Source organism: Acinetobacter sp. GG23 (assembly GCF_057766365.1).
The window spans coordinates 1-24327 of record NZ_JBYMDJ010000007.1 but is presented as its reverse complement, the minus strand read 5'-3'; the positions used below and the strand labels follow the sequence as shown (position 1 = coordinate 24327).

Here is a 24327-nt window from a genome sequence, read left to right as displayed (position 1 = left end):
TCAACTAAAAGTCTTTTAATTAGCCTGTTGTGACTTAATGAGCTCTTTAACCGATTTAACCACTTCAACCGGATGCTCCAACGGGAACATATGTCCACCTTTAAATACTTCAAAAGGAATATCGAATTTCTTCTGAACTTGTTGTGGGAACTTACGTGCTAAAAAAGGCCCTTCCTCAGCTACCACTAAATGCACAGGCACCTGTGGCTTAACTTGTGGCAACCACCAAAGAGAGGGATTGGTTCTAAAAATCTCTACCTCATCCATTTTCGGAATGGTCAGCTCTACACCACCACGCAATGGATCATCCTGCAAGGCATGATCAATATAAGCCTGAAAACAGGCTGCTTCAAAGTCCTGATAAAACCCTTTTGGCCTTAATAGTTCTGCGGCCTGTTCACGAGATGGCCAATGATCGCGACGGCGCTTGGACAAACCTGCAGGAGACATTTTGTCCAATGCTTTGAGCTTAAACAGCTTCGCAATATGTAATGCAAAAGCCTCTTTGCCCATGATCATTGGTGGATCAAGCATAATCACCTGATTAAACAGCTCAGGGCGCTTTAATGCTGCCTGAAAGGTCAGTACAGAACCCAAAGAATGTCCCAAACCGATTACGGGACGGCCTTTAGCTTGACGGACAATACTGTCAATCACTTGCTGAGTCAGACTTTTCCAATGGTTATCAATTGGATAACGCTTGTCTGGCCCCAGCAAAGGTACATAAATAACATCGTATTCATCTTTCAGCAAATCAAACAGCTTTTGATAAACTTTTGATGGCACGCCATTGGCGTGCGCAAAATGGATCAATGGTTTCATTGTAACTTCGTCGCTTGTTCAGATTGCACTTGTTGTGAAAGTGAGCTTGCGAATCCCTGCCCAATAGAACTTCCCATCCGTCCAAGTACAGAATCAAAAGGACTATATTCAATGGTATAATTCACGGCTTTTTCCAGTTTCAATTCGCGCTTCAGCGTATTAAGACTGCCGATACGGTCTGCAATCCCCAATTTTACCGCTTGTTCACCAGTCCAGAATAAACCAGAGAATATTGCCGGATCTTGAGATTTCAGTTTCTTACCACGCCCCTGTTTCACTGCATTGATAAAATGATCATGGACATTATCAAGTACACCTTGCACATGTGCTTTTTGTGCAGCATCAACCGGCTGAGTCATGGAAAGCAAAGCTTTGTTTTCACCTGAAGTCATGGTGCGGTCTTCTACCCCCAGCTTCTGCATTAAGCCATTTACACCATAGTTCGGCATAATCACGCCAATAGACCCGACCAGACTAGAGGGATTCACAATAATTTCATCAGCAGCTGAGGCGATGTAATATGCACCTGAAGCACCCGTATCACCAATTACGGCATAGAGCTTTTTATCAGCATGCGATTTTTTCAAATACTGGATTTCTTGCCAGATTTCATCGGACTGAACCGGCGATCCGCCAGGCGAGTTAATATTTAAAACCACAGCTTTACTTTGTTTGTTTTCAAAGGCTTTCTTTAGTGCTTTAACCGTATCTGTGCTATTGACACTCTGCTTGTCTGCAGCAATGGTGCCGATAATATCCACTACCGCAATATGCGAACTTGTCGTTGCAGTTGGATCGCTAGATGAGGTACTACAACTTTTTGCCATGACCACTAAAACAAAAAGGATATAAGCGAAAGTTAACAATTTAAAAAAGATGCTCCAGCGACGTGCACGGCGCTGCTCTTCTACAGAAGCTAAAACGGCTTTTTCTAAAATATGCCATTCTTTGCCAGTTATGTTTTGAGAATTATGTGGCGTATTCTGAATTTCATTTTCTGGTTTTGGTGGCCAATCGGACATACAAAATAATCCAAGGATCAGTTAAATTGAACTCATTATATACACTGCATCAGAGAAATCTGCCTAAACCATCCATTTTCGCCTATAATATTTGCTCTTTTTGACTCTTTATATACATTGACGATAGGCAATGACTGATCATACTCCAACGGATACAACATACCGCCTACTGAAATTCCTCAGTCGACAACCGATTCAAATTTCTAGATTTATCGCTCGAATGTTAGCTGGGCTCGTCAATTTTTTAAAAATGTCAAAAACCTCAGATACGATTCGTCTTAATCTTCAAATTGCTTTACCGGAATTGACCGCCGCGCAACATGAAGAAATCATTCCAAAAGCAATTCATAATGAACTGACTTCATATTTCGAATTTTTTAGTATTTGGGGTGCAGACAACCATAAAAATATTGCACGTATTCATTCAATTAGCGGTGAGCAGATACTTCAACAGGCGCTTAAAGCACCTGAAGGCCTGGTACTGATTGTTCCGCATTTTGGCACATGGGAAATCATGAATGCCTACTTGGCTCAATTCACACAAATGACCATTCTGTATAAACCGGTCAAAAATGAATCTGCCGACCAGTTTGTCCGTGAAGCCCGCAGTCGTGAACAAGCCAATTTGGTGCCTACCGATGAATCGGGGGTAAGACAAATTTTTAAAGCGTTAAAACAAGGCGGTACTACGGTGATTCTGCCAGATCACACTCCGAATGTGGGTGGAGATATGATTTCTTATTTTGGGATTCCTCTGGCGACCAGTAATTTAAGTGCCAAACTGATTCAAAAAACCAAAGCTAAAACTTTATTTCTCTATGCCCTTCGTAATAACGATCACGGTTTTGATATGCATATTGAGCCTATCGATGAACGTATTTATCAAGGCAATGCCAATGAGGGTACCGGTGTTATTTTCGAAGCCATCGAAAATTTAATTCGTCGTTACCCAGAACATTATCATTGGAGTTATAAGCGCTTTAAAGCCAACCCAGAACTAGACAAGGTTTATCATTTGAAAACAGATGAAGCATTAGAAGTGGTTGCTGAAGTTCGAGCGAAAGCAATTCAAGCTGAAATAGTTTAACGCTTTAACCATCGCCGTGAATCACGTTCAACCTCAGTAGCCATAATATTTTTATGTGTTGAAAATCGAATACTGCCTTGGTCTACAGTAGTTAATAACGGAATTTTTAATTCTTTTAAACGCGACTCAACCACTGAACTGGGATGTCCATACCGGTTATTAAAACCTGCCGATGCAATCACCAATTTTGGATTTAATTGCTTTAAAAAGTGATAGGCTGAACTATGCCGGCTACCATGGTGTCCCAAAACCAAGACATCGACTTTTAAATCAGGATACTGCTGTAAAATCTGATATTCTGTTGGCCAACCGGCATCTCCCATTAGTAGAAAATTTTGATAAGGTTGTGCATTTGCTACCTGTAAATAAACGACACAGGACATCTCATTTCTTTCATCTTTGGCATTGTTCAACTGTTCTGTTTTGGGTGACAAAATGGTTATTTTCACTCGATCACTCCATTGCCACTTTTGACCTTGATGACAATAATCAAACTGACTGGAATCTGCGACTTCAACCTGTTCATTTGAATAGACCTGGTTGATAGGCAAATCATATTTGACCGATTCATAACCACCTTTATGATCCTGATCTAAATGGGTCAAAATCAGTTGCTTCAACTCACTAACTCCATTGACCGATAAAAATGGCAAAATGATTTGCTTACCCACACTGAATTTCTCCTCATCAAAACTTCCCCCCATATCCACCATCATTGTCTGATTCTGATCGCGGACAAAAATCGCTTGACCTTGACCAACATCCAATACCGTTAATTCAAACTCATTCTTATTGGAATCGATCATTATTAAAGGCACAAAGCATAATATCGACCAGGTTTTTGGCACCGTTCCGCGCGGTAAAAACAGAATCAGCAAACCCAGACATAAGCTCAGCAACATCCAAAAACTCATGGCAATCGGTTGTAATGCAGGTGAAAAAATTTGATCTAGCCCTTGCATGAAGATAAGCAGAACTGAGAGACACCCATTATTGATTTGAAAAATCAGACTTCCCAAAGGCTCAAAAATGAAATAACACAACGCCGCGATCACATCTAAGGGAACAATCACAATACCAATCCAGGGAATGGCAAATAAATTACTGAGTGGAGTAATCCATGCCACCTGTTTAAAGAAAATCAGCATTAATGGAAATAATGCCAAAAATATTTTCCATTGTGATTCAATTAGAATTTTAAGTTGGATTTTGATTATTTCAGTCTTGGTTTTGACTTTCTCTACATGACTTTGCTGCTGCACGGTTTGATGAATACGTAAAAGCACAAAACATGCGCCATAGGACAACCAGAAAGCAGCAGATAAAATACTAAAGGGATCAAAGATTAATAGAATAGAGGCACTAAACAGCAAAATACTTAAGGGTTGAATTTTTTGTTTTAAAAGGATAAATCCACTCATCAATAAACAGGTGAGCAAGGTTCTTAATGCAGGAATTTCAAAACCGACAAAAGCGCAATACAGCAGGACGCAAATACAAAACGGCATAATCAAAAAGTATTGTTTCGGCCACTTTAAATAAACTTGCGGACCATATCGACAAATGAGTTGATGTAAGGTCCAGCAGAAGAGTAAAGCAAAAATCAACACATGCGGCCCTGATATGGCCAGTAAATGACTCATGCCAAAACGCTGAAATAAGTGTTCAGTTTCCGGCAGGAGCAAACTTTTATCCCCTGTTAACAATGCTAGAAGTAGCCCTTTATGTTGCAGCGGTTGTTTCTGAATAAAATTACGTAGCGCTAAACGTTGCTGTTCCATCCACAGCTGGATTTGATTTGAAAAAGAATGTTGCTGCCTTACATATCCGCCATAACCCAAAGCAGAAATGTCTTGTTCTGTCAGTTTGTGTATCGATGTAACTTTAAAACCAGACATAATATTTTGCTGGAGATACCATTGTTCTTGATCAAAGACACCGTGAGTTGCATAACTATGCGCTGGCAGAATTTTTCCTTGCAAGCGATAATATTGACCCAGTTCAAGTCCAGATCGCGGATCAGAATTTATTTCATTTTTTAAAAACCCCTGCCACTGCACCACTTCAGCATGTCGATTCAGTACCTGTATTTTTTGCTGAATGGATTGTGCCCCCCATTCATTCAGTTTTTTAACATGAACAACCACTTCAATTTGTTCAGGCCGCTTTTCTCGAAACTGTAACCTGTCAGTCAATTGATAATCAGCATAGTTATAGCCCAGCGTAACACCTAGGCTGAAGCCTATACAGAGCTGTAAAAATTTGAACCACAAAGAATGAACCTGCTTTAAAACAGTCAGTTTTAAAAACCAAGACAGAATAAAAAGTGCAATACATGGACTCAGCAACGACTGTAAGATCGGGAAAGTTTTTCCCATCGTCGCAATACCGATTACCCATCCCAAACAGATTAGTTGAATCATTATTTTTATAATATTTTTTATTTTGCGCAATAATAAAGCCCACCGCAGTGAGCTTCAATCATTTTTTAAACTTCTCGATCAGCGTCTAGCCATCAATCCACACTCCATCTTGCATATGCAAAATAGAATCACCGGCTTGAGCCAGTTGTTCATCATGGGTCACAATCAGCATTGCCATATTAAACTCGCTACGTAATTCACTGAGCAGTTCAAAAATTTTCACTGCGGTTTTACGGTCCAAGTTACCAGTTGGTTCATCGGCCAGCATCAGTTCAGGCTTCGCCACCAAAGCACGCGCCAAAGCCACACGTTGACGTTCACCACCAGACAACTCGCCCGGTTTATGCGTCATCCGATGCGACAATCCTACACGATTCAGCAAGTATTCTGCCTGCTCTTTAGATTGTTTGTAGGTCGTTCCTGCGCGCAGCATCAGCGGCATTGCAACATTTTCCAATGCGGTAAATTCAGGCAATAGGTGATGGAATTGATAAACAAAACCCAAATGCTGATTACGTAAATAACCACGTTCAGCTTCGCCTAAAGTATCAAAGCGTTTGTCATTTAAAAACACCTGTCCTTGTGTTGGGCAGTCTAGGCCACCTAACACATGTAACAAGGTACTTTTACCTGAACCGCTCGAACCCACAATCGAAACAAATTCACCCGCTTTAACTTGTAAAGACAAGTCTTTAATCACTTCAACCGTAGTTTTTCCATCAGTAAAACTTTTCGAGATATTTTTCGCTTCGAGGACAATATTACTCATAACGTAAGGCCTCTGCAGGTTGTGTTTTCGCAGCACGGAAAGCTGGATAAATCGTTGCAAGGAAGCTTAAAAGCAAGGATAGACACACAATCACCACCACATCTTGCCAACGTAAATAAGACGGCAAGTAATTAATGAAATAGGCATCAAACAAGTTCAAACCAAATGTGGTATTCAGCCAGCCAATCACATTACTAATACTTGAGGCAAAGATAATTCCGAGAATGGCACCAGATACGGTACCAATTACCCCAATGATGGTTCCTTGCACCATAAAAATTCGAGTGATAGTAGCAGGTGAAGCACCTAAGGTACGCAGAATCGCGATATCAGATTTTTTATCTGTGACTACCATGACCAGTGACGATACGATGTTAAATGCAGCAACCAAAACAATCAGGAATAAAAGTAAGCTCACCATGGCTTTTTCCATCTGAATGGCACTAAACAGATTACCGTGAGTAAATGTCCAGTTCGATGCATAGAAATTGCTTGGCAAGTCTTTGACAATATCATCCGCAACTTCTGGCGCAAGGAAGATATCATCCAGTTTTAGACGAACACCTTGCGCGCCATCGGGTAAGCGTAACAAGGTTGAAGCATCATTCAGGGCAATATAGCCCATCATTGAATCAACTTCTGCCCCAATACTAAAAATCCCGACAATTTTAAAACGCTTGAAACGTGGCACTACGCCGGCAGGGGAAGGCGTTGCTTCAGGCAATACCAAGGTGATATTGTCATTTAAGCCTAGACCGAGCGAATCCGTCATTTGTTTACCTAACACAATGCCAAATTCACCTTTTTTCAGGCTATCAATACTACCTGCAATCATGTGATCCTGAATGATCGAAACTTTCTTTTCATACTCAGGTTCGATCCCTGTGACCATGATGCCAGCTACTTGCCCTTGTGCTGTCAGCATCCCTTGTAATTGGGTGAAGGGGGCTACGCCTTTGACATGCTCGTGTTGTTCAACTTTTTTTGCAAGTTCAGGCCAATTTGTTAAAATTTGCGTTGAAGAAACAGTAGCTTGAGGTATCATTCCTAAGACGCGGTTTTTTAGTTCTCGGTCAAAACCATTCATCACGGATAACACCGTAATGAGTACAGCTACACCTAATGTGAGGCCGATCATAGAAACCAGAGCAATAAAAGAAATAAAGTGGTTACTACGCCGTGCGCGAGTATATCTCAACCCTATGTACAGCGAGATTGGTTTAAACATACCATTTAGTCCGAGGAATAATTATGGAAAATTCACAGCATCAAAGCGGCAACATTGAACGTCGCGTTATGTCGCGTATAGATGCTGCCTTGCGAATTAATTATCAGATTATTTCTGATGATGTCGCACTTAATGACCCTTACGATCCTAACTTTGTTTTGCCACGCTATTTTCTACTACTCGCAGAATTAGATCAATTTGATCACGCAATAAACTACGAATTAGAACAATTAAATGAAAGAGATCAACAAATTGCTCGAATCTTATCCTTATTCAATCAAAAATTAAACCTTATTACCGGTTCTTTGTACGATGCAATTGTACAATCCATGTTACCCATTCCGGAAAATGTCAATTTTTCAGAAACCGGTTTCAGTTTCTTTAATGAGCAACCTATTCAGGAAGGAACCTATGTTCATGTGACCTTAAGCCACCCTGAAAATTTCTTTCATATTGCGGCAACAGCACAAGTTGCCTACAGCCGAGCTGAAGACAATGGTAAATTCCGTACCGGTGCCTATTTTATTACCTTGCATCCACAAGATCGGGTGAAGCTGTCTGAATGCGTATCGTTGAAAAATAAAGATTAATAACTTAAGAATCAGATTTAATTTTATGGGCGAGGTTTCGACTCGCCTTAATGTCACGGTAAAAGTAGATAAATAAACCAAAGATTAAGACAAATGCCCCAACAAAAATCATCACTGATAATTTTTCATCATTTAATAAAGCACCAAATAACAGTGCCAACATTGGAGTCAATACAGTCGTCAGCGATAATGTCGTCGCCTTAATATTCTGTATGAGTTTAAAATAACAGATCATGGCGACTACCGAGGCCATGATTACTGCATAAAACAGGCCCACCAAGGCTTTGGTATCGGGAATATGTGTAGGCGCATGCTGCCAGATAAAAGGCAACATTCCCAGAGCAAACAGTGCAGAAACCAAAATTGAACCGGTAGCTTGAGCCATAGGTTCTAGCGGTGCATTAACTTTTTTGACCCAATAAATTGAAGAGCAATAGACAAATACACTGATCAACATTAGCCCGATTCCTATCGGCTGGATATGATGATCACTCCCACCCAAGCAAATAATCGCTAATCCCGCTACTGCAATGAACATGCCTCCCCATTGCAAACGGTTCAAATGAATTTGAAAGCCAAAATGTCCAATTAAGCCCGCCATGATGGGAGCCAAACCGAACATTAAAGCAATAATGCCTGAACTTAAATATGCGGCTGCCAAATAGGTAAAAAATTGCGATCCAATAAAACTACAGGCACCGGCGATATAACTGTGGACTGAAATTTTGTCTGTTGGTAATTTCACCTTGAGTAATAGCAACAAGCTGAATGCTAAGGGTAACGCAATCAGGAACCTCAATGCTAATGCCCACAGATTATTTAAATCTGAAACACTCCAGACAATCGCTAATGGCGTCGTGGCCCAAATAAGCACCAATAAAATATAGGTTGAAACAATATTGGCTTTAGAATGCATATCAAGCTCGGCTTATTGGGCAGTTTTACGTTTTTGTTTTTGGATGGTTTGATCGAGTGAGCTAGAAAATTCACGTTTATCACGTTCAGAAATTGGCGGTGGCCCACCTGTGTTGACTCCTGCTCCGCGTAATGAATCCATAAAATCGCGCAAATGCAGACGCGCTTTGACATTCGCCGTGGTATATACCTCACCGCGTGGATGAATCGCAATACCACCCTTTTCAATCACTAGCGCTGCAAGTGGAATGTCTTGAGTCATCACAATATCATGCTCTTTCATGCGATCTATGATTTCTTTATCAGCGGCATCTGCCCCACTCATTACCTGAATAGAATTGATTCGAACTGAAGGCGTGATGCCTACATTTTGATTGGCGACAAAAGTGACTTCTAACTGATAACGGTCTGAAGCACGAATAATGACTTCACGTAGAATTTTAGGTAATGCATCGGCATCGACCCAAAGTTTAAATGGCAGCACAAAGCATCCATAGCAAAAAAATATTAAAATCTAGTTTAACAAATTGTTTAACAAATTCGTGTGACAAAATGATGGATAAATCCATTTAGTGAATTGCTCACTGTGAAGCTGAATAAGATAAACTCATTTTTAAGCTTCTTTTCTATTTCCAGAGCTTTCTTTCACTGGATATTTAACCCATTTCTCATCATTTGATGGTTAAATTTAGTCAAATGACTTGAAATTTCAAAATAACCCTCGATTTAATATACAAATATAACCCAACATCAATTGTGAATATGAAAAATCAAAATAGACCAGAAATTATCACCATTGAAGATCAAAACTTTGGCAGCCATGTCGAACACTGGAATTTACTGACAGACCATCCAACTACAGATGTGCCGAAGTGGCTTGGTTTGGCGTTAAATGCACCCATTATGCCTATGGGTTTATGTGCCGAAGAATGTGACATGGACGAAACAGTATGGCTAATTCAAGGACCCAAAAAAGCAGCAGTGCAATTAAATCAAGTTATTGCAGTTGAAAATAACAAGCCACAAGCTGTGAAAACTGCATTTCCAAGTTTCGAAGGCCCCTATAAAGTTGATGCCATAATTGAACGAATCATTAGCTGTAAATCAAATACACAGGCTGTTTTACGCTTAAACTTGGGTGACAATACCATTGTTTATGCTTTTGATACGCTCTATAGCGTTAACCATGCACACTATGAAAAAGGTCAAAATTATCTGGCCCAGTTAAATGCTTGGGCTTATGAACTGGAAGCGGTTTCGGACCATGAACAATTGGTAGTCGATGATCCTGCTTCAATCAAGCATCACCGTGCTTTAAACGATATTTTAGCAGCCAATGACGGCATTGCACCACCAAATTTACAAGAACAGATTGATGCTTGGGAACCTAAATCGGAAGATGACAAAGAACCTGTGACGGTCGATTTTTCCAAAATGGTCGCCTATCTTTATGGCGAAAATATGGGACAGGAAGATGAAGCCTGGTTCCAAGGTAATATTGTCGGTAAAACCTCAATGTCCTTTATGGATCAGGACTACACTCTTTATGATGTGGCCTTAATTCATGATGAAAATCAGGAAGCCACTTTAATCCGTATTGCAACCAAGAACGCGGCCGATAAAGATTTTCAGATTGGTCAATTTATTCGAGGCAATCTGTGGATTCAAGTGAATATTTATTCTAAAAAATAATTAGTTCTAAACAGCAGCTTAATATTGTGATGATTACCCTTACGATTTAGCTGCTGTTTTTATATGAGTTTCTTATTATTTCATTGCAAATTAATTTTAGGTTTACCCACAGTCCAATATTATATTTAACCTTTTTGAATTCAATTTAAAGCATACTTATCTACAATTTAAATTCAAATTTTTATATTTGAAAAAATACGCTCCCGATTATATTTTAGTGATTAATTCCTAGACTTTTATCCCCCTCTTGTCTTGGTTGATAAGAAGTGAGAAATAAATGAGATATTTATGTCGATAAAATAAATATTTTAATTACATATTTTTATTTAGTACTTTATTTAATCAAATTTTTATGCTAAAAATGCAAATTACAAATAGGAATTAACGATAAATAAATCGGAATAGAGCTTTCCATGAAAATCGTGCAAGAAGAAAATATACAACAAGTTGAACATCAACTTGAAAAACGTTTCCAGTTAGACTCTACTTCATGTCTATTTTTTATGTTAGGCATGTTTATGTCTGCCTATATTTTGCATCACTTTATTCTTTAAGCTTATTTTAATATCTGACTTTCAACAGACGTGTTTCAACAACAAAAAATTAATCAATAAAAAGCCCATCATGTGACGGGCTTTTTTAACTTTAGGGCTTAAGCATTGCGTTTTGCAAAGTCATCCATAAAGTTCACTAAAGCTTGTACACCTTCTAAAGGTACGGCGTTATAAATACTTGCCCGCATCCCCCCAACTGAACGGTGACCTGCCAAATTAAGAAGATGATTTTGTTCAGCCTCTTTCAAGAACAATTTATCTAGATCAGCATTTGCCAAAGTGAATGGCACATTCATGATGGAACGGTTTTGTTCTGCAATAGGGTTTGCATAAAAATCGCTTGAATCAATATAGCCATAAAGCAATTTAGCTTTCTCCAGATTTACTTTATGCATGGCATCTACTCCGCCATTTTCAAGTAACCATTCAAATACCAAACCAGACAAATACCAAGCATAGGTTGATGGCGTGTTGACCATAGAATCATTCTTCGCTTGCGCTGAATACTTCAAGATACTTGGGGTTTCAGCTTTCGCTTGATCAAGCAAGTCTTCACGAATAATCACTAGAGTTAAGCCAGCAGGACCAATATTCTTTTGCGCGCCTGCATAGATTAAACCAAATTTAGACACATCAATCGGAGCAGAAAGAATGCTTGAAGATAAATCAGATACCAATGGTGCCTTTACTTCAGGAATACCTGAAAACTGAAGACCGCCGATGGTTTCGTTATCTGCATAATGCACATAAGCCGCATCGTCAGATAAGTTCCACTGGCTTTGATCCGTAATCGCTAATTTACCATTAATAGTTGTGCCCGCTTCAACGACATTGATCTCGCCATAGCGTTGTGCTTCTTTAAGCGCTTTTTCAGACCAGATTCCGGTATGGATATAATCTGCTTTATTATTTTTGCCTAAAAGGTTTAAAGGAATTGCAGAAAATTGAAGTGAAGCACCGCCTTGCAAGAACAACACTTTATAGTTCTCTGGAATGTTCATCAATTTGCGTAAATCAGCTTCTGCTTTTTCTGCCACAGCCACATAGTCACTACTACGGTGACTCATTTCCATGATCGAAAGACCTTTGCCATGCCAGTCGAGCATTTCAGCTTGGGCTTTTTCTAAAACGGCAGTCGGTAATGCAGCAGGACCAGCACAGAAATTGTACGCGCGCATGATTTTTCCTTTCAAAGTGAAACACAATAAAATAACGGCATTTAACCACAGATAGCCTGTGCTTGCAGTAAATTATCCTGAAAATATTTCAATGCTATCGGACATTTAAAGTCAAAAGTTCAATAAAGAGCTGTTGTTCTTTTCGTTTTAATGATCTTAATAAATACTTCACCCACGATTAAATGCCTGACTCTACGAACAATTAAAGCTGGACTCAGAATCACGACATAAATAAATGTAGCTAAAAATTAAATTAATCTTCTTGGCAATTTAAAGATTTCTAAAGGATAACTTTACGCGTCACCACTTAACCAGTCGAGCATGTAACCCAATTGCATCATCTTCAAATTGGCTCATCCAACCTGCTGCCCATGACCAGTTTACAAATGCTTGATTAATCCAAGTCGATTTGCATGTTTTATTAAGATTTCAAGATACTGATAATGTATAGAGGACTTGAAGGACTTTACTAAAAGCACTAAGACGAGAAATCAATTCAAAGCGCTCTATTTTGTCTATATTTAGATTTCTTTTTATGCGATAACTATATTTTTTATCGCAGTATTGTGAAAAACCATTCTGATCTGAAAAATAAATAGTGCTTAATATACAAATGCATATTAAACAATACAGTTACTAACGATAAAGACATCTTATTTTCAAGCGATGTATAATTTGTTACAACAATGTTGAGAGCTGAATCGATGTTACTGAATTTGACATGGGCACAAAAAAATATAGACCAGACCATCAAAATACTGATTAAAATTACTTTATTGTCTAGTTCGACTTTTTATACAACAACAGTATTGGCTCAAAATATTAGTTATGCACAAGCTGAACAATCGGTTTTAACGGATTCATATAGCACTCAAGCCAATCTAGCCTTACAACAGGCTTCAAAACTTGAAGCAGAAGCAGTAAAAGGTTTAGGGCTGCCACGGGTCGATTTAAATGTACGGGCTTATGCATTTCATAATGAAGTGGATATTCCGCTCGATTCATTTAAAAACAATCTGGAACAAACGCTCTCTCAAGGCATCAATGATCGTATTAATCAAGAAAACCTTCCTTCAGGAATAGCTGATCCTTTAAAACAAGGTCTTAATCAAACCATTCATAGCGGCGTGGGTCTATTTCCCGATTCAGCCAATGTGATTTTGGAAGATCAGGTGATCCGCCCTACAGTTTCAGTATTGATGCCGCTTTATACCGGTGGAATGACTTCCAGCGCTAAGGAAGTGGCCAGTATTAAAGCACAGCGCAGCCAGCTTAATACTCAGCAACAACAAGACATACAACGCTTTGAACTGATTCAGGCTTACTTCAATGCACAACTGCAAAAACAATTACTCGATTCAAGCCGTTTCAATTTTGATGCCATGCAAACCCACTATAACAATGCGCTAAAACTGGAAAATCAAGGTTTTATTAGCAAAGGTCAGCGCATGCAGTTTGAAGTGGCAAAAAACAATGCTGAACGCAGCTATCAAAATGCAGAAGCCAGTCTCAGATCGAGTCTTTTTCAACTGAATAATTTGTTGCAAAGCAGCCAGATTACGGAGCTCAGCACCCCTCTCTTTGTAAATTCTATAAAAAGCCAATCATTAAGTACCTTGCTGAAAACTTATCAGGATCAATCTTCATTAATTCGTAAAATGCAAATGGATACCCAACTGGCCAATGCCAATGTCAAAGCCCAAAATGCAGCGAAAAAGCCCAATCTTTTTGCCTTTGGGGAATACAGCCTGGATGAAAAGCAAAACTGGATTGTCGGTGTAGTCGCACGCTACAACCTGTTTTCAGGGGTCGATAAAAATAAAAATATTCAGGCTGCCGAATTACAGCGCTATGCTTCTGAATTGATGACGGAACGCAGCAAGCAGGAAATTGAAAATATTATTTATAAATCGTATAGCGAAGTGACTACCGCACAGCAAAGTCATCAGTTGCTACAGCAAAACATGAAAGCTGCTCAAGAAAGCCTGCGTATTCAAACCCTGTCTTTTAAAGAAGATATGGGCACGGCTACCCAAGTCATTGATGCACAAAATACTTTGAGCGGTTTAAAAAGTGAAATGGCGCTAAATGCTTATAAGTATGTGATGTCACTTGCAACTTTATTACAAAGTCATGGCTCAATTAATCAATTCCAAAGCTATGTCAATCAAGCTCAAACTTACTATATCCGTTAATTTTTGCCGGGGAAAAATATGAATCAAGATGTAGAAAACACCTCATCGGACGGAAGCTCTACAGATACCTCAGCTCAAAGCAGTAACGCAGATACGCAAAAAACTGTCGAACAGCAAAGCCATGTAGATCATGAATTTTTCAGTTATTCAGAACAAGCTCCGACCAGTGAAGATCCTACCTTAAATACAAAAAAGTCAGCGGTGATTAAAGTTGTCGGCATCACCATTCTGATTCTACTATTCGGCTTAATTGCTTTCGGTTTATGGAAAAGCTATCAACCGCAACAAGTTGAACTGCAAGGTCGGGTTGAAGCGGAAACCATTCATGTCAGTACCAAAGTGCCGAGCCGTATTGAAGAGGTTTATGTGCATGATGGCGATAAAGTTAAAAAGGGCCAGCAACTGGTACGTTTATTCAGCCCTGAAATTGAAGCAAAAAAACAGCAAGCTCTGGCTTCTTTGCAATCTGCTTTAGCGCTGCAATCAACAGCCGACCGTGGTTCACAACAGGAAAATATTGACACATTGCATGCCAACTGGCAAAGCCTGAAAGCGCAACAGGCGTTGGCTCAAACCACATATCAACGTGGAGCAACTTTGTTTAAAGAAGGTGTGATTTCCCGGCAGCGTCGTGATGAAATGCAGGCCGCAGCGGTTTCAGCCAGTCAAATGACTGAAGCAGCCTATCAACAATACATACGTGCAAAACGTGGCAGCACACCTGAACAAAAATCTTCAGCCAATGCCCAGGTCGATATTGCCAAAGCGGCAGTTAACGAGGCCAATGCCTTGGAAGCTGAAACCCAATTGCTTTCCCCAATTAATGGCACCGTATCTAAAACCTACGGCAAAGCCTCTGAATTGGTGGCGATGGGTGTGCCTGTCGTCAGCATTATTCAGGATGATGATTTATGGATCAGTGTGAATGTCCGTGAAGACCTATATGCCCAAATTTATAAAAGCAAAACCATAGACGGTTTTATTCCGGCCTTAAATCAAACTGCCACTTTTAAAATTAAAAACATAGATGCGGAAGGTGAATTTGCCACCATTAAAACCACGCGCCAAACCGGTGGATATGACATTCGCAGCTTTAAAGTTCATTTAACTCCGGTACAACCAATTGCAGATTTAAAAGTGGGCATGAGTGTGCTGTTTAAAATTAAAGAGTCAAAATAATGTGGTCTGGCATGCTGCGTGAACTGCGCTATTTACTGAACAATAGATGGGACTTGTGCTTAGTCACACTGGCCCCTTTATGTATGATCGTGTTGTTTAGCAGTATGTTTTCTCAAGGAAAGCCAGAACATTTACCGATTGCAATCATTGACCAAGATCAAAGTGAACTCAGCCGAAATATTGAAAAATATGTCAGTCATAATACCGCTTTAGAAGTTGCAGTCGTTTCGCAAAGCCCCGATGACATCGAAAAGCTACTCAATCAAACTAAAATTTGGGGCTATATTTCTATTCCGGCTGGGGCTGAACAACGACTGGTTCAAGCCAAAGATGCCGAAATCAGTATTGCCTTCAATCAAAGCTATTTTAGTGTTGGGAATTCAATTTCCTCTGCGATGCTGGTTAGTACCGTACAGGCAATGACCGATTTTACCGGACACAATTATCTGGAAAATAAAATTCCTTATCTGGCTGCCCCAACACCCCATGTCAAGATATCCCCTTTATATAATCCGGGGTTAAGTTACGAGTTCTACCTTGAACCATTTATGATTCCTGCAATTTTGCATTTATTGCTGTGTTGCTGTGTGGCTTTTGCAGTTGGACAAGAGCTGAAATTAAACACCACCGGACAATGGCTCAACCAGTCCAGTATTTTCAAGGCATTGTTATCCAAAAATTTAACCTATGTGCTGATTTTTACCGCATGGACATGGGCATGGATGTTCTGGCTGATTGAAATCCGTGGCTGGTTTGTTGCAGGTCAGTTATGGCTCATTCTACTCGGACAGTTTCTCTTTTATACTGCTTATGCATTTATGAGTAGTACGGTAGTTTTAGCCACGCGTGACTTAGCCAAATCTTTCGGTTTCATTGCAGTATATGGTGGCTCTTCCCTAAGTTTTGCCGGAGTCACTTTACCTTTAAACAATGCGCCACTGTTTACTCAATTCTGGGCCAATATTATTCCTTACACTCCTTATGCAAAATTACAAACGCAACAATGGGTGATTGGCAGTCCTGTATCTATTTCTTTATTACCGCTTGCAGTATTAGCTATTTATTGTCTGTTCTATTTTGGTACTGCCTATTTCTTCCTCAGTAAATATTTAAAGGGAGTTAAAGCATGAAAAATAGCACCAAAGACTTCCTATACTTTTATTTCAAAACCTTTAAAGATATTGTGCGTAATAGCTCGATCTTTACCACCTTGGTTTTATCGGTCATTTTGTATAGCTTCTTCTATCCCACCGCCTATAAAGCCGAACATGCCGAGTCCTTACCAATTGTGATTGTGGATGAGGAACAAAGTCTGATCACATCAAAAATCATTGGCGAAGTTTCGAAAAGCCCGAATGTGAAAATCAAGGCCGTCACAGGTAATTTTGCTGAAGCGGAAATGATAGTGAAAACCCAGCAAGCAGATGGTATTTTGCTTTTGCCAGAAAATTTATCCAACAGTGTTCGTCGTGGAGAAGTCGGAGGCGTTGGCTTATATTTAAGCACAGCCTATTTTTTAAGAACCAAACAGATTGGTTTGGGGCTTGCTACTTCCATCGAAAATGCGATTGCGGAACAGGTGCAAAAATTTGGTAATATTTCGCATTTCACCCCTGCGCTTTCCGTACATCAAATTCCCTTATTCAACACTATGTCCGGTTATGGCAGTTATATTTTCCCCGCCATTGCCCCCTTAATTATTCATCAGACCATTGTTTTAGGTTTAAGTATGCTGATTGCAGGCTATCGACTGCAAAACTGGCGACCCAGCAAGACTGAATTTTTTGCGATCTTTAGTGCCATTTTAACTATTGGCTGCTTGGGTTGTTTCTATTTATTTGGTTTTACTTTTTGGCTTTATGATTATCCACATGGTGGAAATTTCTTCGGTATGCTGATTGGCGTACTCATTTTTATCAGTTGCGTAATTGGTCTAACCATGCTGATTGCATCATATTTTGATATACCGGAACGCGCAGGCCATGTAATTGTCTTTACGTCTATTCCGCTGTTTTTACTCTCAGGCACAGCATGGCCACATTCAGCCATGCCCGAGTGGATGCAATGGCTCGGAAATATTTTACCCTCAACCCAAGGTATTCAAATGTTTATTCAGTTGAACCAAATGGGTGTGCCTTTAAATATCGTGATTCCTAAACTGATTTATCTGGCGACCGTTGCAGCCATATTATTGGCTTGGGGATATTTCCGACTGACTTATGCCCATAAAAAATCATGATCTAGCGCTATATTGCATAAGATTAGTAAATAAAACTTAACAAATAGATCGAATTTCCAACTTAAACTGAAAGTTTTTTAGCCTATTGAGCGAATTGTGAAGAAAAAATGTTAGATTGCATGCGGCAATCAATGCAAAATAGCCCTTTATTCATATTCCATGAATATTTTTTATATGATTCATTCCCATGCTCCTACTAACATGTCTTTAGGATGTTGACAGGGTTATTACAGCATTTTTTTCTTTAAATATTTAATTTTAAGGGCTTAGCATGAAGAAGATTAAGATTAGTCTTGCTTGGCAAATCGTTATTGCGCTCATTTTAGGTGTGCTTGTAGGCTCTTTTCTACACTATTCTCCCGAATATCGTGAAACTCTGGTTAATAATCTGCTGAGTCCTTTGGGTTCAATCTTTATTAATTTGATTAAAATGATTGTCATTCCACTTGTAGTTTCAATGCTGATTTTAGGTATTGCCAATGCAAGTCATGGTCAAAATGTAGGTAAGCTCGGTTTCAAAACAATTGTTTATTTTGAAATTATTACCACAGTTGCAATTATTGTTGGTCTCGTTGCAGCAAATGTGTTCCAGCCGGGTGCCGGGATTGATATGTCGAGTTTGACACAAACTGATATTTCTCAATATCAGCAAACCACACAAGAAGTGAGTAGCCATTCTCATGGTCTGGTTAATACCATTTTATCTTTAATTCCTTCCAATATTTTTGGATCACTGACTGATGGGCATATGCTGCCAATCATTTTCTTCTCTGTGATCTTCGGTATTGGTTTGGGGTCGTTGGCTAAAGAGACCAGAAAACCACTGATTGATGTGTTGCATGCAGTTTCTGAAACCATGTTCAAAGTGACGCATATGATTATGCTGTTTGCACCTTTTGGTGTATTTGGCCTAATTTCGGTAACCGTTGCAAACTTTGGTTTTAGCTCTCTTCTTCCATTAGTGAAGTTGGCTGTTTTGGTTTATGGTGCTATTTTCTTCTTCATCTTTGTCATTTTAGGACTTGTTGCTAAATTCTGTGGTTTCAGCATTTGGGAAATTATTAAAATTCTAAAAGATGAACTGATTCTGTCCTATTCCACTGCCAGTTCTGAAACGGTCTTACCGCGTATCATGGAAAAAATGGAAGCGTACGGTGCACCTAAGTCGATTACCAGTTTCGTGATTCCAATCGGTTATTCATTTAACCTGGATGGTTCGACCTTATATCAAAGTATTGCGGCTATCTTTATTGCGCAACTTTACGGTATTGACTTGAGTATGACTCAGCAAATCATTTTGGTTCTTACCTTAATGATTACTTCTAAAGGGATTGCCGGTGTTCCAGGCGTGTCTTTCGTGGTGCTGTTGGCGACATTGGGTAGTGTTGGCATTCCACTTGAAGGTTTGGCATTTATTGCCGGTATTGACCGTATTTTAGATATGGCACGTACTGTTTTAAATGTGATTGGTAACTCGTTGGCTGTTCTTGTGATCAGTAAATGGGAAGGTCAATTCGATGCTGAAAAACAAAAAGATTATCAGATTGAAATGAAACAGGCTGCCTAATTCATAAAAATCAAAAAAGGAAGCTTCGGCTTCCTTTTTTGATGATTTAATTAACATAATTAAAATTAATATTTATCAGTTCTTTAAAATAGCAACATTAGAATACACTATACGACACAACATGACGTGATCATTAAATAACCACTCTTAATTAATTGTATTTGATGATATTTTAATCAGATTTATTTAATTTAAGAGTATATAAGTAATGACGACATTTCTTGAAAATTTTAATATTCCTATTGGTGCTAATGATATTGACTTTTTTGACCCGATACTTGAAAAAGACACTCCCTTTTACATTGATAGTTACTATTTAACTTGGTCAACAAATAAGTATGTTCAAACAGCATTAGAAACTCAAAAAGTTTTTATGAGTGAATTAATGCAAGCACTCAAAGATAAGGATGAAAATAAAGCCACGGAATTATGTTCTCACTTTCCTGAACCTAAATTTACAGGATTAGGAGTTTCAAAAGATAGTGTCAACGGAAGAGGCTCTAAAGACATTAAAGTTGAGAAAATTTTAACTTGCCTTAAATCCTCTAAAGCAGTGCAATCTGGTCTTCTAGAAGACCTTGAAGAGCTGATTCTAGTTACTGAGAATATTGGAGCAGATACGATTTCGGACATAACAACCAACATCTGTTTAAAACATTTTGCCGATTACACTAAAGATCAATGTCATAAATTAGGTATTCAAACATCAGAAACTCAAAAAGTTTTCAGCTACTTTTGCTTAGATGAAAAAAATGGAAAAAAACTAAATTAGATTTACCCCATGTTCCTTGGGGTAAAGATAAAATCTTAGGTCCCGTAATCTTAATTCCCTTACAAATCCTAGATAACATAATTAGCTATAATTCAAGTTACCTATTCACTAATATTGCAACTCCCTTGTATAAACAAGAAGCTATTAAAAAATATCCTTCCGCTTCTTTCATCTATTCATTAAAAAGCAATGGTGAAAAACGAGTCAAAGTTAAAGACTTGCGTAAACAACATCCAGAGTACTGTGGTGGCAAGAAAAAAATGGATGAATTAATAGCCAAAAATCCAAAACTTCTCAAGGAATATAAGGAGAAAGTTGCAAAATCTCGATATCTTAAACGTAAAGGAACTAATGACTAACATAAAAAAAAGGACGCTTACGCGTCCTTCTTTTTAAGTCAAAACTTATTCTTCGTCAGAATCTCTTAAATCAGATTCATTTTCAGGTTCATCAGCAATCGTTTCATCCTCAACCAAAGTTTCAGAATCAATCAAAGCTTCAGTGGCAATAACTTCTTCGCCTTCAACTTCTTCAATAAACTCTTCTTCTTCAACAGCTTCAACTGAAACAACACCAACCAAGACTTCTTCATTGCCTAAACGGATTAGACGAACGCCTTGCGCATTACGACCTGTGGTAGCAACTTCTGAAGCACGTGTACGAACCATCGTACCACCATCAGAAATCAACATCAGTTCTTTGCTTTCATCAATGGATACTGCACCGACCAATTCACCGTTACGTTCAGATGTTTTAATTGCAATCACACCTTTACCACCACGTTTTTTGGTTGGGAATTCGCCCACCGGGGTACGTTTACCGTAACCGTTGGCACATGCACACAACACTTCGCCAGTTTCCGGTACAACCACCAGTGATACGATACGGCTGATTAATGCCGAATCTGAAATATCTTCATCATCTGAATCCACCTCAGCTTCCGCATCTTCAAGCAGCGCTGCTGCCCCGATGGTCACGCGCATACCGCGTACACCTTTAGCAGAACGACCCATTGAACGAACATCAGTTTCTGCGAAACGAATTGCTTTACCTTCATTCGAGAACAACATGATTTGCTGTTCGCCATCGGTAATCGCAACACCAATTAAGGTATCGTCGCCATTCAGCTCAATCGCACGTAAACCATTTGAACGAACATTCGAGAACTGTTCAAGCTCTACCCGTTTAATCGTACCGTACTCGGTCGCCATAAACACATAGAAGTTTTTACGAACTGCTTCAGCTTGCTGTGCAAAATCAATAATGATTTCATCGTCCAGATCAGTCGTAGAAAGCTCAAGACCCAATTGTTTCAATTGAATACGTAATGCATCAGACAAGTCATCTGCACCATCTTCAAGCTCGGCTAAGGCAGCTTCAAGTTCAGCAAAATGCGAATTGATGACTTCATTTTCTTGAAGTTTCGCAGCATTGGCTTTTACAAATGCCTGGAAATCGACTAGACGGTCTTTAAACTTCTTCGGTGCATCAATTACAGGCAGAATTGCTGTAATGGTTTCATTGGCATCTAGCGGCAACAAGTTCACCATTGGGCGACCTTTTGCACCACGAGATGCTTGTGGCACTTCGTATACTTTCAGACGATAAACTTTACCGACATTGGTAAAGCATAGAACTGTCGCATGGTTCGATGTCACAATCAGGTGCTGAATGTAATCATCAGTTTTCATTGAAGTTGCAGACTTACCACGACCACCACGACGCTGAGCAGTATAATCAGATAATGGTTGAGTTTTCGCATAACCTGTTTTAGAAACAGTCAGTACCATTTGCTCTTCAGGAATTAAATCTTCACGAGAGAAATCGATACGTGATTCAACAATAGATGTTTTACGTCCATCACCATATTGCTGAATAATAAGTGCCAACTCTTCACGAATGACGTTCATCAACAAATTAAAGTCATTCAAAATGGCAGTATATTCAGCAATTTGCGCTAAAATTTCAGAATATTCAGCATGCAACTTGTCTTGTTCAAGACCGGTTAAGCGATGTAGACGTAATTCCATAATCGCATTGACTTGCGTTGGTGAAAGACGGTAAATACCACCATCAAACCCATACGGCTTAGACAGGTCTTCGCCTTCAATAATTTCAGGACGTACAGAAACTGAACCGGCTTTTTCAAGCAATGCAACCACACCACCAGCAGACCACTCACCCGCTTGTAAACGCTCACGCGCCTCAGCCGGATTGGCAGAAGTTTTGATGGTTTCGATAATGGTATCAATATTTGCCAGAGCAACCGTCAAACCTTCCAAGATATGACCACGTTCACGCGCTTTGCGTAACTCGTACATGGTACGACGTGTGACCACTTCTTGACGGTGACGGATAAACGCTGCAATGATATCTTTTAAGTTCATCAATTTCGGCTGACCGTTGTCCAGGCAGACCATGTTGATGCTAAAAGAGTTTTCAAGTTGAGTGTTCTGGAACAGGTTATTTACAATCACTTCAGCGTTTTCGCCACGCTTCAGGTCAATTGCAATACGCATGCCGTCTTTATCAGACTCGTCACGAAGTTCTGAGATTCCCTCAAGTTTTTTCTCTTTAACCAGTTCAGCAATACGTTCAATGGTTTTTGCTTTATTGACTTGGTAAGGAATTTCAGTAAATACGATGGTGGTACGACCATTCTTCGGATCTTCTTCGAAGTGATATTTACCACGAATATGCAAACGGCCTTTACCGGTACGGTAAGCATCCACAATACCCGATTTGCCGTAAATAATACCGCCTGTAGGGAAATCCGGACCAGAAATATGCTGCATCAAACCTTCGATGCTGATATTAGGATCATTGGCATAAGCTAGGCAGGCATTCACAACTTCAGTCATGTTGTGCGGCGCCATATTGGTCGCCATACCCACCGCAATACCGGTAACACCGTTAATCAATAAGTTGGGTACACGGGTCGGCATAACTTGAGGAATACGCTCAGAACCGTCGTAGTTGTCTTCCCATTCGACTGTATCTTTTTCCAAGTCAGCCAAAAGTTCATGGGTCAACTTACGCATACGTACTTCGGTATAACGCATTGCCGCAGCGCTATCGCCATCCACAGAACCAAAGTTACCCTGACCATCGACCAATTGATAACGCAAGCTAAATTCTTGTGCCATACGAACAATGGTTTCGTAAACAGCGGAGTCACCATGCGGGTGATATTTACCGATTACGTCACCCACCACACGGGCAGACTTTTTATACGCTTTGTTGTAGTCATTGCCTAACTCGTGCATAGCGAAAAGCACACGACGATGCACCGGTTTTAAGCCATCTCGCACGTCTGGTAATGCACGAGAAACAATAACACTCATGGCATAGTCGAGATATGAGCTTTTGAGTTCATCCTCAATGGCAATCGGTCGGATTTCCGATAGGCTCATGCATACTCCTTATTACAAACAGTATTTGGAACTGCTCGTTTTATATAATCAATCTAGCAAAAAATTAACTCAAAACAAGCTGAGTTAAAGTCTAAATACAGCCGTAAATTATAGCATAAATTCTGTTGTTTTTGTCTCTTATCAAGCCTCTTAATCTTGTTAATTTTCTTGAATTTATCGTTTATTTTTTAATCTTTTTTATTTGTCTGATTTTTATGTGAATTAGTTCATTTTTTCGTACTGTTTAATTTAAATCAAGACAGTCCATTAGTCCCTTATTTTGTGCTCTTTCAGGGTTCTTTCTACTCATCTATCCTCATGGAAAATTAATGATGAGTCACCTATCAATACATCCCTTTCATTACATTGGAATAGCATAAGTTTAAAGGTAGACTTATTTCTTAAATATTTTACTTTCTTTATTTTTATCTTAATGAGAGAAATTAAATGGGTTGAAGAAAGAGCTCGGTAGTTTTGAAAATAATAATTTTTGCTTAATCATTCATGATTTAGTTTAAGCCCCCAGTCGACTTAATCACCCATGATTTTGTTGAAAATTTTAATAATAAAAAACGCCCTTGGAAGCCAAGAGCGTTTTTTTGAACGTAACTCAGGAATTAGATTTTAGAAACCAATTCAGGAATTACCGCGTTCAAGTCACCGACTAACCAGTAATCCGCAA

20 protein-coding genes are annotated in these 24327 nt (G+C 39.3%); 11 read left to right on the top strand and 9 right to left on the bottom strand.

What is annotated here, in order from left to right:
- Positions 1-15: 15 nt before the first annotated feature.
- Together AC3CAU_RS11835 and sppA are read right to left on the bottom strand one after the other, a co-directional pair.
- Positions 16-822, bottom strand: coding sequence for an alpha/beta fold hydrolase (locus AC3CAU_RS11835; RefSeq protein ID WP_447053408.1), 807 nt, complete (start codon positions 820-822; stop codon positions 16-18).
- The gene (gene sppA / locus AC3CAU_RS11830) at positions 819-1844 is read right to left on the bottom strand and encodes a signal peptide peptidase SppA (protein WP_424621924.1); all 1026 of its coding nucleotides are present in this window, start codon (positions 1842-1844) and stop codon (positions 819-821) included. The genes AC3CAU_RS11835 and sppA overlap by 4 nt, the downstream gene beginning before the upstream one ends.
- 130 nt (positions 1845-1974) lie before the next feature.
- On the opposite strand from sppA, the gene AC3CAU_RS11825 reads away from it, so the two are divergent.
- Positions 1975-2931 (top strand): lysophospholipid acyltransferase family protein, encoded by a 957-nt coding sequence (locus tag AC3CAU_RS11825; protein ID WP_447053409.1) that lies wholly within the window; start codon positions 1975-1977, stop codon positions 2929-2931.
- Here the strand turns inward: AC3CAU_RS11825 and AC3CAU_RS11820 are convergent.
- The 3 genes from AC3CAU_RS11820 to AC3CAU_RS11810 form a co-directional block, all read right to left on the bottom strand.
- Positions 2928-5354 (bottom strand): DNA internalization-related competence protein ComEC/Rec2, encoded by a 2427-nt coding sequence (locus AC3CAU_RS11820; RefSeq protein WP_447053410.1) that lies wholly within the window; start codon positions 5352-5354, stop codon positions 2928-2930. The two genes, AC3CAU_RS11825 and AC3CAU_RS11820, sit on opposite strands and share 4 nt — an antisense overlap.
- A gap of 85 nt (positions 5355-5439) precedes the next feature.
- Positions 5440-6123, bottom strand: coding sequence for a lipoprotein-releasing ABC transporter ATP-binding protein LolD (gene lolD / locus AC3CAU_RS11815; RefSeq protein WP_131214926.1), 684 nt, complete (start codon positions 6121-6123; stop codon positions 5440-5442).
- Complete coding sequence (locus AC3CAU_RS11810) at positions 6116-7351, bottom strand: lipoprotein-releasing ABC transporter permease subunit (protein ID WP_131214928.1); 1236 nt, start codon at positions 7349-7351, stop codon at positions 6116-6118. Before AC3CAU_RS11810 ends, lolD begins: the two co-directional genes overlap by 8 nt.
- Positions 7352-7374: 23 nt before the next feature.
- Between AC3CAU_RS11810 and AC3CAU_RS11805 the strand changes: the two genes are divergently transcribed.
- Positions 7375-7941, top strand: a complete 567-nt coding sequence (locus AC3CAU_RS11805; RefSeq protein ID WP_131214930.1) for a PilZ domain-containing protein — start codon at positions 7375-7377, stop codon at positions 7939-7941.
- Between the two features lie 4 nt (positions 7942-7945).
- Here AC3CAU_RS11805 and AC3CAU_RS11800 read toward each other — a convergent pair whose 3' ends face one another.
- Both AC3CAU_RS11800 and AC3CAU_RS11795 read right to left on the bottom strand, forming a co-directional pair.
- Positions 7946-8857: a DMT family transporter gene (locus tag AC3CAU_RS11800; protein WP_131214931.1), complete on the bottom strand. Its 912-nt coding sequence runs from the start codon at positions 8855-8857 to the stop codon at positions 7946-7948.
- 12 nt (positions 8858-8869) lie between these two features.
- On the bottom strand, positions 8870-9340 hold the full coding sequence (locus tag AC3CAU_RS11795) for a YaiI/YqxD family protein (RefSeq protein ID WP_067863637.1): 471 nt from the start codon (positions 9338-9340) through the stop codon (positions 8870-8872).
- 278 nt (positions 9341-9618) lie between these two features.
- Here AC3CAU_RS11795 and AC3CAU_RS11790 point away from each other — a divergent pair, with 278 nt between their 5' ends.
- Positions 9619-10548, top strand: a complete 930-nt coding sequence (locus tag AC3CAU_RS11790) for a hypothetical protein (protein WP_447053411.1) — start codon at positions 9619-9621, stop codon at positions 10546-10548.
- 413 nt (positions 10549-10961) lie between these two features.
- A complete protein-coding gene (locus AC3CAU_RS11785; RefSeq protein WP_165494019.1) occupies positions 10962-11102 on the top strand; it encodes a hypothetical protein in 141 nt (46 codons plus the stop codon).
- A gap of 98 nt (positions 11103-11200) precedes the next feature.
- Here AC3CAU_RS11785 and serC read toward each other — a convergent pair whose 3' ends face one another.
- Complete coding sequence (gene serC / locus AC3CAU_RS11780) at positions 11201-12280, bottom strand: 3-phosphoserine/phosphohydroxythreonine transaminase (protein WP_131214936.1); 1080 nt, start codon at positions 12278-12280, stop codon at positions 11201-11203.
- A gap of 704 nt (positions 12281-12984) precedes the next feature.
- Between serC and AC3CAU_RS11775 the strand changes: the two genes are divergently transcribed.
- The 7 genes from AC3CAU_RS11775 (at position 12985) to AC3CAU_RS11745 (ending at position 20591) form a co-directional block, all read left to right on the top strand.
- Positions 12985-14475, top strand: coding sequence for a TolC family protein (locus AC3CAU_RS11775; RefSeq protein ID WP_131214938.1), 1491 nt, complete (start codon positions 12985-12987; stop codon positions 14473-14475).
- A gap of 18 nt (positions 14476-14493) precedes the next feature.
- Positions 14494-15654 (top strand): HlyD family secretion protein, encoded by a 1161-nt coding sequence (locus tag AC3CAU_RS11770; RefSeq protein WP_447053412.1) that lies wholly within the window; start codon positions 14494-14496, stop codon positions 15652-15654.
- Positions 15654-16784 carry an ABC transporter permease gene (locus AC3CAU_RS11765; RefSeq protein ID WP_424619417.1) on the top strand — a complete coding sequence of 377 codons (1131 nt, stop codon included), beginning with the start codon at positions 15654-15656 and terminating at the stop codon, positions 16782-16784. The genes AC3CAU_RS11770 and AC3CAU_RS11765 overlap by 1 nt, the downstream gene beginning before the upstream one ends.
- Complete coding sequence (locus AC3CAU_RS11760) at positions 16781-17893, top strand: ABC transporter permease (protein WP_447053413.1); 1113 nt, start codon at positions 16781-16783, stop codon at positions 17891-17893. The genes AC3CAU_RS11765 and AC3CAU_RS11760 overlap by 4 nt, the downstream gene beginning before the upstream one ends.
- Before the next feature lie 271 nt (positions 17894-18164).
- On the top strand, positions 18165-19460 hold the full coding sequence (gene gltP / locus AC3CAU_RS11755; RefSeq protein ID WP_447053414.1) for a glutamate/aspartate:proton symporter GltP: 1296 nt from the start codon (positions 18165-18167) through the stop codon (positions 19458-19460).
- Between the two features lie 208 nt (positions 19461-19668).
- Positions 19669-20232, top strand: coding sequence for a hypothetical protein (locus AC3CAU_RS11750; RefSeq protein WP_447053415.1), 564 nt, complete (start codon positions 19669-19671; stop codon positions 20230-20232).
- Between the two features lie 125 nt (positions 20233-20357).
- On the top strand, positions 20358-20591 hold the full coding sequence (locus AC3CAU_RS11745; protein ID WP_447053416.1) for a hypothetical protein: 234 nt from the start codon (positions 20358-20360) through the stop codon (positions 20589-20591).
- 45 nt (positions 20592-20636) lie between these two features.
- Here the strand turns inward: AC3CAU_RS11745 and gyrA are convergent, their stop codons facing one another.
- Positions 20637-23645: a DNA gyrase subunit A gene (gene gyrA / locus AC3CAU_RS11740; protein WP_447053417.1), complete on the bottom strand. Its 3009-nt coding sequence runs from the start codon at positions 23643-23645 to the stop codon at positions 20637-20639.
- Between the last annotated feature and the right edge of the window lie 682 nt (positions 23646-24327).

What these genes read in the sequence shown, in the direction of transcription:
- lolD (WP_131214926.1), bottom strand. Translation starts at nt 6,123, where the DNA reads ATGAGTAATATTGTCCTCGAAGCGAAAAATATCTCGAAAAGTTTTACT.
- sppA (WP_424621924.1), bottom strand. Translation starts at nt 1,844, where the DNA reads ATGTCCGATTGGCCACCAAAACCAGAAAATGAAATTCAGAATACGCCA.
- AC3CAU_RS11785 (WP_165494019.1), top strand. Translation starts at nt 10,962, where the DNA reads ATGAAAATCGTGCAAGAAGAAAATATACAACAAGTTGAACATCAACTT.
- gyrA (WP_447053417.1), bottom strand. Translation starts at nt 23,645, where the DNA reads ATGAGCCTATCGGAAATCCGACCGATTGCCATTGAGGATGAACTCAAA.
- AC3CAU_RS11770 (WP_447053412.1), top strand. Translation starts at nt 14,494, where the DNA reads ATGAATCAAGATGTAGAAAACACCTCATCGGACGGAAGCTCTACAGAT.
- gltP (WP_447053414.1), top strand. Translation starts at nt 18,165, where the DNA reads ATGAAGAAGATTAAGATTAGTCTTGCTTGGCAAATCGTTATTGCGCTC.
- AC3CAU_RS11790 (WP_447053411.1), top strand. Translation starts at nt 9,619, where the DNA reads ATGAAAAATCAAAATAGACCAGAAATTATCACCATTGAAGATCAAAAC.
- AC3CAU_RS11750 (WP_447053415.1), top strand. Translation starts at nt 19,669, where the DNA reads ATGACGACATTTCTTGAAAATTTTAATATTCCTATTGGTGCTAATGAT.
- AC3CAU_RS11825 (WP_447053409.1), top strand. Translation starts at nt 1,975, where the DNA reads ATGACTGATCATACTCCAACGGATACAACATACCGCCTACTGAAATTC.
- serC (WP_131214936.1), bottom strand. Translation starts at nt 12,280, where the DNA reads ATGCGCGCGTACAATTTCTGTGCTGGTCCTGCTGCATTACCGACTGCC.
- AC3CAU_RS11810 (WP_131214928.1), bottom strand. Translation starts at nt 7,351, where the DNA reads ATGTTTAAACCAATCTCGCTGTACATAGGGTTGAGATATACTCGCGCA.
- AC3CAU_RS11820 (WP_447053410.1), bottom strand. Translation starts at nt 5,354, where the DNA reads ATGATTCAACTAATCTGTTTGGGATGGGTAATCGGTATTGCGACGATG.
- AC3CAU_RS11805 (WP_131214930.1), top strand. Translation starts at nt 7,375, where the DNA reads ATGGAAAATTCACAGCATCAAAGCGGCAACATTGAACGTCGCGTTATG.
- AC3CAU_RS11760 (WP_447053413.1), top strand. Translation starts at nt 16,781, where the DNA reads ATGAAAAATAGCACCAAAGACTTCCTATACTTTTATTTCAAAACCTTT.
- AC3CAU_RS11835 (WP_447053408.1), bottom strand. Translation starts at nt 822, where the DNA reads ATGAAACCATTGATCCATTTTGCGCACGCCAATGGCGTGCCATCAAAA.
- AC3CAU_RS11775 (WP_131214938.1), top strand. Translation starts at nt 12,985, where the DNA reads ATGTTACTGAATTTGACATGGGCACAAAAAAATATAGACCAGACCATC.
- AC3CAU_RS11765 (WP_424619417.1), top strand. Translation starts at nt 15,654, where the DNA reads ATGTGGTCTGGCATGCTGCGTGAACTGCGCTATTTACTGAACAATAGA.
- AC3CAU_RS11800 (WP_131214931.1), bottom strand. Translation starts at nt 8,857, where the DNA reads ATGCATTCTAAAGCCAATATTGTTTCAACCTATATTTTATTGGTGCTT.